The 12,231-nt window shown below is 69.1% G+C and carries 10 protein-coding genes; 9 read left to right on the top strand and 1 reads right to left on the bottom strand.

Annotated features, from left to right (window positions below; translation table 11 throughout):
- Nucleotides 1-132: 132 nt before the first annotated feature.
- On the top strand, nt 133-561 hold the full coding sequence (locus AKJ08_RS17195; protein WP_050727198.1) for a GNAT family N-acetyltransferase: 429 nt from the start codon (nt 133-135) through the stop codon (nt 559-561).
- 27 nt (nt 562-588) lie between these two features.
- Here the strand turns inward: AKJ08_RS17195 and AKJ08_RS19540 are convergent, their stop codons facing one another.
- Complete coding sequence (locus tag AKJ08_RS19540; protein WP_157370788.1) at nt 589-1,731, bottom strand: hypothetical protein; 1,143 nt, start codon at nt 1,729-1,731, stop codon at nt 589-591.
- Nucleotides 1,732-1,987: 256 nt separating this feature from the next.
- On the opposite strand from AKJ08_RS19540, the gene AKJ08_RS19535 reads away from it, so the two are divergent.
- From AKJ08_RS19535 to AKJ08_RS17155, 8 genes are all read left to right on the top strand, one after another.
- Nucleotides 1,988-2,128 carry a hypothetical protein gene (locus AKJ08_RS19535; RefSeq protein ID WP_157370787.1) on the top strand — a complete coding sequence of 47 codons (141 nt, stop codon included), beginning with the start codon at nt 1,988-1,990 and terminating at the stop codon, nt 2,126-2,128.
- A 498-nt stretch (nt 2,129-2,626) separates the two neighbouring features.
- Complete coding sequence (locus tag AKJ08_RS17185) at nt 2,627-3,385, top strand: TSUP family transporter (protein WP_050727196.1); 759 nt, start codon at nt 2,627-2,629, stop codon at nt 3,383-3,385.
- A gap of 101 nt (nt 3,386-3,486) precedes the next feature.
- On the top strand, nt 3,487-5,049 hold the full coding sequence (locus tag AKJ08_RS17180; protein ID WP_050727195.1) for an ATP-binding protein: 1,563 nt from the start codon (nt 3,487-3,489) through the stop codon (nt 5,047-5,049).
- A 234-nt stretch (nt 5,050-5,283) separates the two neighbouring features.
- Entirely contained in the window at nt 5,284-5,916 is a 633-nt protein-coding gene (locus tag AKJ08_RS17175; RefSeq protein WP_050727194.1) for a glutathione S-transferase family protein, read from the top strand.
- A 103-nt stretch (nt 5,917-6,019) separates the two neighbouring features.
- Entirely contained in the window at nt 6,020-6,595 is a 576-nt protein-coding gene (locus AKJ08_RS17170; RefSeq protein ID WP_082343312.1) for a DUF4382 domain-containing protein, read from the top strand.
- A 146-nt stretch (nt 6,596-6,741) separates the two neighbouring features.
- Nucleotides 6,742-9,846 carry a response regulator gene (locus AKJ08_RS17165; protein ID WP_050727192.1) on the top strand — a complete coding sequence of 1,035 codons (3,105 nt, stop codon included), beginning with the start codon at nt 6,742-6,744 and terminating at the stop codon, nt 9,844-9,846.
- Nucleotides 9,843-10,679: a CheR family methyltransferase gene (locus AKJ08_RS17160; RefSeq protein WP_050727191.1), complete on the top strand. Its 837-nt coding sequence runs from the start codon at nt 9,843-9,845 to the stop codon at nt 10,677-10,679. The genes AKJ08_RS17165 and AKJ08_RS17160 overlap by 4 nt, the downstream gene beginning before the upstream one ends.
- Entirely contained in the window at nt 10,676-12,193 is a 1,518-nt protein-coding gene (locus tag AKJ08_RS17155) for an ATP-binding protein (RefSeq protein WP_157370786.1), read from the top strand. The genes AKJ08_RS17160 and AKJ08_RS17155 overlap by 4 nt, the downstream gene beginning before the upstream one ends.
- Nucleotides 12,194-12,231 lie beyond the last annotated feature (38 nt).

Raw genomic sequence — 12,231 nt, 5'->3', positions numbered from 1 at the left:
ATGGGTCCGACATCGGCGCATCTCGAGCGCTCGCGGCCGCCACGACCTCTTGCGCCCTCCGCGCCGGCGTGCTGGCATGGGCCGTGATCCCCGCCTCCAAACGCTCGACCCGAGCCCGAGGAAGGCACCGCGATGCACGTTCGTGACGCACGAATCGAAGATGCGGCATCCCTCGCCAGCCTCGCGGGCGAGCTCGGCTACTCCTCCCCGGCCGCCGAGATGCGCGCCAGGCTGGAGGTGCTCCTTCCCCACCGCGATCGCCGGATCCTCGTGGCGGAGGACGATGGCGCGATCCTCGGCTGGATCGAAGCGGAAGAGCGGCTCACCCTCGACTCGAGCCAGCGCGTCGAGATCCTCGGCCTGGTCGTGGGAACGACCGCGCGGCGTCGGGGGGTGGGTGCCGCGCTGGTGTCCGCCGCCGAGGCCTGGGCCCGAGCGCTGGCCGTCGGCGCCGTCACCGTCCGCTCGAACGTGCTCCGTGCCGAATCTCACCCGTTCTACGAGCGGATGGGCTTCGCGCGCACGAAGACCCAGCACTACTATCGAAAGCGGCTCGATTGACCCGGCGCTCGACCGGGTCGGTCCTGTTCAGAGGCAGCCGGCATCCAAGGGCTGATAGCTCGAGTCGTAAGCGAATGCACAGGTGATGGATCCACGGGACTCCAGGAGAACGGATCCCTGCACCATCGATGCGCCAACACGAACGGGGCAATCCTGGGATTCGATGGCGGCACCGGTGGATTCGATTCGCGCCCCGTCGAACGTCACGGACGAAAGCGTCAGTAGCAACCTGCCACAGCGTAACGAGGCTCCCACCGCGTCGACGCTTCCCTTGGCGATCAGCTCCGTAGAGCGGATCCGCGCCACCGCTTCCGACACCTCGAATGCCATCGCCACGGCATTCGTGTTGGGCCCCGCAGACGCGGAGATCTTGGTCCCTTCGATCTCCAGATCGTCGAACGCGCGAACTCCCAACGATGGACCCACACCACCCACCAGAATCTCGCTCCCCTTGATGCTCACTACGCCGCCCGACACTCCATGTGCGATTCCTTGCACTTCGATCCGGCAGCTCTCGAGCGCCAAGTCGGGGGCCGGTCCGCGATACCTGATGCGCCTGGACTTCACCCCCCACACCTGGCCGACTCCGGATGCGGAGATGTCGACGCGAACGAGGCGAAGATCTTGCTCGTCTGCCGAGATTGCCGTCACCTCGCCGAGGGAGTTCGTCGACGAGAGCTCGACCCGGAGCGAACGAATTTCGGTCCGACCTGGCCACAAAGCGGCGATCACGCGACTTCCGCTCCCACGGATGATGGTATGACTCGGACCGGCCCCCTCGAGCACCACGTCCGGGGGCAACTCGACCCTCAAGGTCCCCACGTCGTACGTTCCCGGCTCGACTCGGATGAGCCAGGGCTCGATGACACTGGTACTGTTTCGAATCGCATCGACGACGCTCAACAGCGCGGTCCCGTTCGCGAGCGGATCGGCTCCGACCGGCGACACGACGCGCGTCCGCTGGTACCGCGCCTGGTAGCGATCGTCCGTGAAGGCGAGATCGAGACCGACGGTCGCCGTCCCGTCGGAGGCCTGGCCAACCAGGCCGGGTCCGGGATTAACCGCGGTGAGGGTTCCCCGCGCGGCGCATTCCCATGACGTCCCGCTCCAGGTGGCGACCTGATCATTCGCGCACGTCTGTGGCAGCCGATAACTCTGCGCGATCGCCACCGTGTCCCCGGTCTGGCTGAGGCCAGCGCCATACGAAACCGAGGAATCCGCGGAACAGACCCATCTCGACCCGACCCACCGTGGTACCTGCCCCTCGCCGCACGAGAGGAACGCCAGCGTGTCGTCGTCGACTCCGCAGGTCCACCCGATGCCATCCCACCTCGGCACGGCCCCTGGAACACATGAGAGCGACGCCAGGGTGTCCCTCTCGATCGCACATTTCCATTCGGTTCCATCCCAACGCGGAATGGATCCGTTGTCGCACCGCTCCGGAAGGCGAAACTCCGCCGAGACGCTCACCGTGGTCCCGCTGACGCTGATGCCGACGCCCGCCGCGGGACCGTTGTCCCAGTCGTCCGCGCAGCTCCAACCGCTGCCGCTCCACTTCGCGACCTGACCGCTGGCACATGAAAGCCCTGCGAGGGTGTCCTTCGGAAGCTCGCCACACACCCAATCGCCAGCGCTCCACTGCGGGAGGGATCCGTCCAGGCAGCCCTGAGGGAGTCGATACGGCATCGCGATCCGTAGCTCGCTCTCCTGCATCTCGAGTCCGGCTCCCGCGGAGATCGCCGAGTCGCCCGAGGAACCGTCCGGCGCCGTGGAGCAGCCGCCCCCAGCGAGAACCAGAAACATGACGGCAGGCGCCGTCCATCGATGGGTAGAAAACAAGTCCCGCCTCCCCAAGACCTGAAGTGTTCTTCAATCGTACATACACAAATTCATGGAAGCCGAACAGGTAGCAAACTCGGCTTCTCGAAGACGAAGACTGCTTCGCGCCGGGCACCGAGCAGAGGCCCCAGCACGTCATCCGTCGATCCACCTTTCCCAGGAGAAGAAGGGCCTGGCGCCCGCACGCTCGTTCCTCGCGCGGCCCGACGTCGTGCATAGTGCGCCAGTGGACATCGCCCTTCCCGAGCTCGCGCTCCTCACCAGCGTCGCCTTCATCGCCGGCGTCGTCGACGCCATTGCCGGAGGCGGCGGCCTGCTCACCCTCCCGGCGCTCCTCGCCGTCGGCCTCCCGCCCCACCTCGCCCTCGGCACCAACAAGGGGCAGTCGGTCTTCGGCTCGGGCGCCGCGCTGGCCGGCTACGCCCGCGCCCGCATGATCGATGGGCGCCTCGCGCGGATCGGCTTTCCGCTGGGCCTCGTCGGCTCACTCGCCGGAGCGGCGCTGGTGATGCTCCTGGATCCCTCCCTGCTCCGCCCGGTCGTGCTGGTGCTGCTCGTCGCCGTCGCGCTCTTCCTGGCCTTCAAGCCGGCGGTGGCTTCGGGTATCGCCCCTTCGCCCAAGAAGGCCGCGTGGCTCACCGCCGCCCTCGCCCTCGGCCTGGGCGCCTACGACGGCTTCTTCGGCCCTGGTGTCGGCACCTTCCTGATCGTCGGCTTCGTGTGGCTCCTGGGGATGCCCGTCGCCAGGGCGTCCGCCAACGCAAAGGTCGTCAACTTCGCGTCCAACCTCGCGGCGCTGCTCCTCTTCGCCCAGCGCGGCGCGGTGCTGCCCGCGGTCGCCGCCCCCATGGCCGCCGCCCAGCTCGCGGGCGGCTTCCTCGGCGCCAGGCTCGCGGCGCGCGGAGGCGACGTGCTCGTGCGCCGCGCCGTGCTGATGGTGGTGACGGCGCTGGTGATCAAGCTCGGCTTCGACCTCTTGCACTAATCCGTCCAAAGAAGCGGCACTCCCTGTATCCAATGGACTTCACCGCGCACGCTGGGTAGGTCTCCGGTATCGGCAACTCGAACCCCCACGAGAGCTCGACCATGTGGTCCGTCCACCTTCTGAACCGCGGGACGGCCCGGAGCGAGTCCGGCCGAATGGTGGAGCTCGAGCGAAAGACGGCGGCCCTCCTCGCGGTCCTGGCCGTCGACGGCCCGACCTCCCGCTCGCGGATCGCGGGGCTCCTCTGGCCCGACTCGGACGAAGCGCGCGCCAGGGCGAACCTGCGGCAGGCCCTCTCTCGCCTCCGCAAGCTGACGAACGTCGACCTCGTCGACGCGGGAGATCCGCTCCAGCTCGCCGACGGCGTCGACGTGGACCTCCGCGACCTCCGCCGCACCCTCCTCGGCGGAGCGCTCCCGAACGAGTCGCTGCGGAGCACGATCCTCACGGGCCAGGATTTCTCCGACTGCGACGAGCTCGCCTCGTGGATCGAGGGGGCCTCCACCGACCTCGGGCGGCTGGTCCTGGCGAGCCTCGAGCGCGAGGCCGACCGGCTGGAGAAGGACGAGCGGCCGCTCCAGGCGGTGCCCCTCGCCGAGCGGCTCATCGCGCGCGATCCCTACTCGGAGCGCGCCCACCGACGGCTGATCCGCCTGCACTACCTCGCCGGCGATCGCGCCGCGGCCCTCCGGGCCTTCGAGCGCGCGAGGCGCACCCTCCTCGATGAGCTCGGCGTGGAGCCGGATCCGGAGACCCTCGCCCTCGCCCGCCTGGTCGAGCGCGGCACGCTCCCCGGCTCGGCAGGGACCGCCCGCGAGATCCCGCCGTCGTTGCGGCGGCCCCCGAGGCTCGTCGGCCGCGAGAAGCATTGGGCCCGCATGCAGGCCGCCTGGGACGAGGAGAAGGTCGTCTTCGTCACCGGCCCTGCCGGCGTGGGCAAGAGCCGGCTCGCCAGGGATTTCGCCGCCGCCCAGGGGGTCACGCCGATCGTGCTGGCGAGCCGCCCGGGCGACGCAGGCCTCCCCTTCGCCTCCCAGGCCCGCGCCGTTCGCCAGATCCTCGCCGCATTTCCGGAGATCGAGCTCCCGAGGTGGTTGAGACGGGAGCTGTCGCGGATGCTCCCCGAGCTCCTCGAAGCCGGAGAGGAGGCGCTGCCGCCCCTCGAGGAGGCCGACATGCTCCGCTTCCTCCAGGCGCAGCTCGAGCTCCTGCGGCGGATCGACCTCCCCTACTTCAACATGGTCGTGGACGATCTCCATCATTGCGATCCCGCCAGCGCGACCATCGGACCCTTCGTAACGTCGAATCCGGCGGCGATCGGTGCGGGTCGAAAGTTCCGGCTCGTCGTCGTCTTCCGGCCGAGCGAGCTCGACGAGACGCCGCGCGACGTGGCGGACAAGATGGTTCGGGAGGGGATTGCGGTGTCGGTCGAGCTCGAGCCCCTGCCGGACTTCGCCCTCGCCCAGATCGTCCGCGACCTCGATCTCGGCGTCTCCGAGGCGCTCGGCGCCGACCTCGTGCGCGCTGCCGGTGGCAGTCCCGCGCTGCTGCTCGAGCTCGTGAAGAGCCTGTTCCACGACGGGGCCCTCGAAGACGAGCAGTCCGCCCGCGCCGCGCTCTCCGAGAAGCTCGAGGTCCTCTCCCGCCCGCCCTTCGGTCGCTGACGACCGACCCTTCCACGGTCACGCTCCAGTCACGGGTCCCCCGTAGGCTCTTTTTCGGCGGGGGAAGGGCGGAGGCCCCGGGCCCGACGGCGACGAACGAATAAGAGCGCGGACACGTGCAGGGAGGTTCGTTCTTCGCCTCGGGCCCGCGGGCAGGGCGTCACGACTCGCTGGAACCGGCAGCAGGAGGCGGGCATCCTACTCGACGCCCCCTCGCCCCCGGAAAAGCCCGCCATGAACGAACTCGTCCTGCTCGTCGGCAACAAGAACTCGTCCTCCTGGTCGCTCCGGCCGTGGCTCGCCCTCGCGAAGTCCGGCCTCCCCTACCGCGACGAGGTCGTCCACTTCGGCTCGGCGGAGTGGGAGCGGGTGAAGAAGGTCTCCCCCACCGGCAAGGTGCCCTCCCTGGTGCACGGCGACGTGGTGGTGTGGGACTCTCTCGCGATCTGTGAATACCTCGCCGAGCTCGCGCCCTCGCTCTGGCCGGAGGATCGCGCGCGACGCGCCGAGGCCCGCGCGGTCTGCGCGGAGATGCACAGCGGCTTCCCCAATCTCCGCCGGCAGCTCGGGATGGACATCTCCTCCCGAAAGGACCCCGGCCCCCTGGGTCCGGATGTGCAGGCCGAGATCGCCCGCGTGTTCGCGATCTGGTCCGGCAGGTCGCGCTTCGCCGACGAGGGCCCCTTCCTCTTCGGCCGCTTCTCGATCGCAGACGCGTTCTACGCGCCGGTGGTCACGCGCTTCGTCACCTACGGGATCGAGGTTCCCGGCGACGCGCGCCGCTACATGGACGCGATCCTCGAGCTGCCCGAGCTGCGCGCCTGGTCGGCCGAAGCGAAGCGCGAAGTCGACGCCGGGGTGAGGTGAAGCGCTCCGGGTCGCTTTGCGCTTTCCGCAACGATCGGTTATAGAATTTCGATCTATGCGGTGGTCCGAAGAGCTCTTCGGACCCGTGCCGTAAGGATCCACCATGCGTTTCCGCCCGTTGCCCCTCCTCGCCCTGGTCCTCCCCCTCCTCGCCGCCTGTGGCGACGACATGGCGAGGGTCCGCATCGTCGCTGGCGAGGTCCACGACCAGAAGGCGCTAGCCTCGCGTAAGCCCTCGGAGTTCGATGCGATCGTCGTGAACGTCATCTCCGTGAGCGTGCACGTCTCGGGAGAGGGCTGGTACGAGCTCCTCAACTACCGGGACCTGCCCCTCGCCCTCGACCTGCGCAAGCTCCTGAACGGCGAGCAGATCCGGCTCGCCGATGACTGGGTCCCGCCGGGCAAGCTCACGCAGGTCCGGCTGATCCTCGACAAGCGGGCGCCCGGCTACGCCACGCCGGTGGGCTCGCCCTACACGCGCATCCCGCTGAACGTGCCCTCCGGCACCACTTCCGGCCTCAAGATCTCCGGAAAGCCCATCGTGCTCGAGGAGGGCAAGACCCGCGAGCTGCGCGTGGAATTCGACGTGCGCGCCTCGCTCAAGGACGATGCGGACGGGCTCCGCCTGCGGCCCGTGATCCAGCTCCGCGGCGTCAAGACCCAGGCGTTCTGGGACTGACCTCCCGCTCCGCGCCCGTTCGATCCCGCGCCAAATTCGAACGGCGCCGATTGCGACCCTCCCGCCTCCGGCCCTAGAGTTTCGCTCCCCGCAACCACGCGGAGCTCTGGGGTCGTGCCCTCCGGCCGACCGCCGGGAGGCTCTCGATGCCGAGGCGCGTATTCTCGTCGACGAACCTTAACCTCCTCGTCGCGGCGCTCATGGCGGGCACATTCGTGCTCGACTTGATGTGTCCGGTCGGCACCGCGATCTGGATCCTCTACGCCGCGCCGCTGATCCTAAGCGTGCGCGGCTGGCGCCCCTGGGTCCCGCTCGCCGTGGGGCTCGGCTCCGGTGCCCTCGTCGCCCTGGGCTACGTCCTCGAGTCCCCGTCTCCTGACCTCCTCGTCGCCTTCCTCAACCCGCTCAACCGCGGGCTGACGATCACCGCGCTCGGCATCGTGGGCGTGTTCGGGCGGCAGTTCGTCGGCAACAAGCTCCACATGGTGGAGCAGGCCTGGATCAAACAGGGTGGCAGCGAGCTCGCCGTGACCATGCGCGGCGAGCTCCGAGTGGATGAGCTGGGCCAGAAAGCCCTCTCGCTCCTCGGCCGGTACGTCGACGCGCAGGTCGGCAGCTTCTGGGCGAGCGACGACGGCAGCGGCTTCGTCCGCTGCGCAGGGTTTGCCGGAAAGGTTGCCGGAAAGGTCGCCGGAAGAGCCGCAGGTGGCACGCCGAGCGCCCTCGGGCCGGACGCGGTCGCGATGGGCGAGACCCTGATCGGCCAGGCCGCGGCGGAGGCGCGCACCCTCGTCGTGCGCGACGTTCCGGACGGCTGGATCGAGGTCCGCTCGGGAACCGGCGCGGCCAAGCCCGCAACGCTCGTGGTCGTCCCCACGACCGCGGACGACAGGGTCAACGGCGTCGTCGAGCTGGGCTTCTTCACGCCGCCCTCTCCCGCGACGATCGCGCTCCTCGAGGCCGCCGCGCAGCCCATCGGCGTGTCGATCCGCCTGGCGAAGCACGCGGCGCTTCAGGCCGAGCTCCTCGAGGAGACCACGCGCCAGTCAGAGGAGATGCAGCGGCAGCAGGAGGAGCTGCGCGCGGCGAACGAGGAGCTGGAGGGACAGAGCCGGGCGCTCATGGAGTCGCAGGCGCACCTCGAGGCCCAGCAGTCGGAGCTCGAGGAGGCGAACACGCAGCTCGAGGAACAGACCCGGTCGCTCCGCGCACAGAAGGAGACGCTCGTCGCCACCCAGCAGCTCCTCCAGCAGAAGGCCGCCGAGCTCGGCCGCACCAGCCGCTACAAGTCCGAGTTCCTCGCGAACATGTCCCACGAGCTGCGCACGCCCCTCAACAGCGCGCTCATCCTCGCCAAGCTCCTCGCCGACAACGCCGCGGGAAACCTGACGCAGGATCAGGTCCGCTACGCCTCGAACATCTACGCGGCGGGGAACGACCTCCTCGCCCTGATCAACGACATCCTCGACCTCGCGAAGATCGAGTCGGGGACGGTCGACGTCGCGATCGAGAGCGTCTCCGTGCAGCGGATCGCCGACTCGGTCCGCCAGCGCTTCGAGCCCCTGGCGCGTGAGAAGGGCCTGACACTCTCGGTGCGCATCGAGCCGGAGTGTCCCCGCGCCATCGATACCGACCCCTTGCGACTGCAGCAAATCCTGACGAACCTGCTCTCCAACGCGATCAAGTTCACCGAGGCCGGCTCGATCACCCTTCGCATCGACGGGACCGCCACGGGACGCGTCGCCATCGCGGTGGAGGACACGGGGATCGGCATCCCCTCCCAGCACCACGAGGCGATCTTCGAGGCGTTCCGGCAGGCCGACGGGACCACGAACCGCAAGTACGGCGGAACGGGCCTGGGCTTGTCGATCTCGCGCGAGCTCGCGTCGCTGCTCGGCGGCGAGATCCGGCTCGAGAGCGCCCCAGGCGAGGGGAGCCGCTTCACGCTGCTGCTTCCCCGGAGGCTCGGAGCACCGCCCGAAGGATCCCGCAAAGCGGCTGCGCCGCCCCCTCCGGCGATCCCGAGGAGCGACGCGAAGGCCGTCGCGGTCGACGACGATCGAAACGCCCTCACCGATCGGGCTCGCGTCGTGCTGGCGATCGAGGACGACGCCGCCTTCGCCGCCATCCTCCGGGACCTCGCCCACGAGCTGGGCTTCCAATGCGTGATCGCGGGAGACGCCCAGGAAGGGCTCCAGCTCGCGCGCGACTTCCGGCCCGCCGCGATCATCCTCGATATGGGCCTTCCGGATCACTCGGGCCTCACGGTCCTCGAGCTGCTCAAGCGGAGCTCCGAGACCCGCCACATCCCGATCCACGTCGTCTCCGTCCACGACTACCAGAAGGTCGCGCGCGAGCTGGGCGCCATCGGCTACGCGCTCAAGCCGGTGAGGCGCGAGGCGCTGGCCGAGGCCTTCGAGAAGCTCGAGCGCCACCTCTCCCACGACGTCCGCAAGCTGCTCGTGGTCGAAGACGACGACATTCAGCGCGGCGCGATCGAGCACCTGCTCCGGGCCGACGGCGTCGAGATCGTCGCGGTCGCCACAGCGGACGAGGCCTTCGAGCATCTCCGGACCACCACCTTCGACTGCATGGTCCTCGACCTGATGCTCCCGCGGACGAGCGGCTTCGATCTCCTGGCGCGGATGGACGCCGAGCACACGGCCCACCCGCCGGTGATCGTCTACACGGCGCGGGCGCTCACCGCAGACGAGGAGCAGCGGCTGCGGCAGCACGCCCGGTCGATCATCATCAAGGGCGCCCGCTCGCCGGAGCGCCTGCTCGAGGAAGCGACCCTCTTCCTCCACCAGGTCGAGTCCGATCTCTCCCCCGAGAAACGCCGGATGCTCCAGGCGGTCCGCAGCCGCGAGGCCGCGTTCGAGGGCCGCCGCGTCCTCATCGTCGAGGACGACGTCCGGAACGTCTTCGCGCTTACCAGCGCCCTCGAGCCGAAGGGCGCCCGGATCGAGATCGCCCGGAACGGCAAGGAGGCCCTCGGGAGGATCCAGGCCGGACCCATCTACGACCTGGTGCTGATGGACGTGATGATGCCGGAGATGGACGGCCTCTCCGCGACGGCCGAGATCCGCAAGGATCCCCGCTTCGACGCGCTGCCCATCATCGCCCTCACGGCGAAGGCCATGCCCGACGATCGGCAGCAATGCATCGACGCCGGCGCAAACGACTACATCGCCAAGCCCGTCGACATCGACAAGCTGCTCTCCATGGTGCGCGTGTGGATGCCCCGTTGAAAGGCCTGGAGGACGCGTCAGGAGATCTCGAGCTGGATCGCCTGCTCGAGGAGATCTTCCGCCTCTACCACTACGACTTCCGCTCCTACGCGCGGTCGTCGCTGCGGCGGCGGATCGCCCAGGCCCTCGCGGCCCTCGGCACGCCGACGGTCGGCGAGCTGCTCGATCGCGTGGTCCGCGATCCCGTGGCCTTCGCGCGCCTCCTCCCCTGCCTCACCATCCAGGTCAGCGACCTCTTCCGCGATCCCGAGCACTGGCGGGCGCTCCGCGAGCAGGTCCTCCCGCATCTGTCCACCTATCCTTCACTGCGAGTGTGGGTAGCCGGATGCGGTGCGGGCGAGGAGGCCTACACGGTCGCGATCCTCCTGCACGAGGAAGGACTCCTCGATCGCACCCAGATCTACGCGACGGACATCGACGCCCGGAGCCTCGAGGTGGCAAGGAACGGCGTGTACGACGTCGATCGGATCCGCACCTTCTCCCGGAACTACTTCGCGTCCGGGGGGCGGGCGTCCCTCTCCGACTATTACTCGACGGCCTACGGCAGGGCCGCGATGTCGACGGCGATCCGCAAGCGGATCCTCTTCTCGGATCACAGCCTCGCCACCGATTCGGCGTTCGCAGAGGTCCAGCTCGTCTCGTGCCGGAACGTCCTCATCTATTTCGAGCGCACCTTGCAGGACCGCGCCATCGACCTCTTCGCCGATTCGCTGTGCCCGAGAGGCTTCCTCGGCCTCGGGTCCCACGAATCCCTGCGCCTGTGCGCACGCGCGAACGAGTTCGAGCCGGTGGCGGGCGGGCAGCGGATCTATCGGAGGAGGGCGTCGTCGTGAACTTGAGCGAAGTCGAATCGAGGCCTCGGACGAGGCATGACGGCAGCGCACGAGAGGCTCGGGGACTCCGCAAGCCGGTGCTCCTGCTCGTCGACGATCTCCCCGAGAACCTGTTCGCGCTCGAGCAGATGCTCCGCCGCGACGACCTCGACATCGTCACCGCGGGGTCGGGCCCGGAGGCGCTCGAGCGCCTCCTCGAGCACCGGGTCGCGCTCGCCATCGTCGACGTGCAGATGCCCGAGATGGACGGGTTCCAGCTCGCGACGATCATGCGCGGCGTCGAGCGGACCCGCCACGTCCCGATCATCTTCGTCACGGCGGCGTCGCTGGATCGGCAGCGGGTCTTCCGGGGATACGACGCGGGCGCCGTCGACTTCCTCTTCAAGCCTCTCGACGTGCACGTGCTCCGGGGCAAGGTCGACGTCTTCGTCACCCTGGAGCGCCAGCGCCGTGAACTGGAGGCCAGCGAGAACCGGTTCCGAGCGCTCATCCAGGCGACCAGCCAGGCGGTCTGGCGACTCTCCGGCGAGGGGCTGTTCATCGACGGTTTCGCGGCGTGGCACGAAGCCACCGGGCAGAGCCACGAGGACTGGCGGCAGGGACGCTGGCTCGAAGCGGTCCACCCCGAGGATCGGGAGCGCGTGAAACACGGCTGGCAGAATGCCCTCGCGGAGCGTTCGCCGTTCCAGAGCGAGTGCCGGCTGCGCCGAGCGGACGGCGAGTTCACGTGGATCCACGCCCGCGCCGCTCCCGTCTTCGACGAGCATCGGGAGCTCTTCGAGTGGATCGGATCCATCTCCGACATCGACGAGCGCATGCGGCACGAGAAGATGCGCGAGGTGCTGGTCGCGATCCTCGGACACGATCTGCGGAACCCGCTCTCGTCGATGATGGTCGGCGCGCAGGTCGCGCTCTCGTGCGCGACCGACGAGACGATCCGCAAGTCTCTCGAGCGGGTCCTGCGCGGCGGCGAGCGGATGGCGCGCATGATCGAACAGATCCTGGAGATGGCGCGCATCCGAGGGAACCGGTCGATCGTCCTCGCCCCTGCGCCGACCGACCTGCTCTCCCTCGTGCGGCAGGTGGTTCAGGGCGCGCCAACGCGAGAGAGGCAGCTGCAGGTCGAGTCCGTCGGCGATCCGTCCGGCGTCTGGGATCCGGACCGCTTGTTCCAGATCCTCTCGAACCTCGTGGGAAACGCCTGCGAGCACGGAGCCGACGAGCTGCCCGTGGTCGTCCGGATCGACGGCCAATCGACGGAGACCGTCCGGGTTCGCGTCGAGAACGGCGGGCCCGCCATCCCCGAGGAGCTACGAGGGCAGCTTTTCGAGCCCTTCCGCGGCACCGAGAGACGCACGGCCGGCAACAAGGGCGTCGGGCTCGGCCTCTACATCACCAAGCAATTCGTCCTCGCACACGGCGGAACCATCGAGGTCACGTCGAGCGACGATCGGGGCACCGTCTTCGAGGTGCGCCTGCCCAGGGCCGTGAAGGACGATCGAAACGGCCCGTGAGCGACCTCTCGGCGCCCTCTCCGTGGCGGGAGGGGCGC

Origin of the sequence: Vulgatibacter incomptus, from assembly GCF_001263175.1 — a bacterium.
Classification (GTDB): domain Bacteria; phylum Myxococcota; class Myxococcia; order Myxococcales; family Vulgatibacteraceae; genus Vulgatibacter; species Vulgatibacter incomptus.
Note: the sequence above shows the minus strand (reverse complement) of the source record. Positions and strands in the feature narration are given on the sequence as shown.

Bases quoted from the DNA above. Each gene is read 5' to 3' on its own strand.
- AKJ08_RS17195 (WP_050727198.1), top strand. From the start codon at position 133: ATGCACGTTCGTGACGCACGAATCGAAGATGCGGCATCCCTCGCCAGC.
- AKJ08_RS17180 (WP_050727195.1), top strand. From the start codon at position 3,487: ATGTGGTCCGTCCACCTTCTGAACCGCGGGACGGCCCGGAGCGAGTCC.
- AKJ08_RS17175 (WP_050727194.1), top strand. From the start codon at position 5,284: ATGAACGAACTCGTCCTGCTCGTCGGCAACAAGAACTCGTCCTCCTGG.
- AKJ08_RS17170 (WP_082343312.1), top strand. From the start codon at position 6,020: ATGCGTTTCCGCCCGTTGCCCCTCCTCGCCCTGGTCCTCCCCCTCCTC.
- AKJ08_RS17165 (WP_050727192.1), top strand. From the start codon at position 6,742: ATGCCGAGGCGCGTATTCTCGTCGACGAACCTTAACCTCCTCGTCGCG.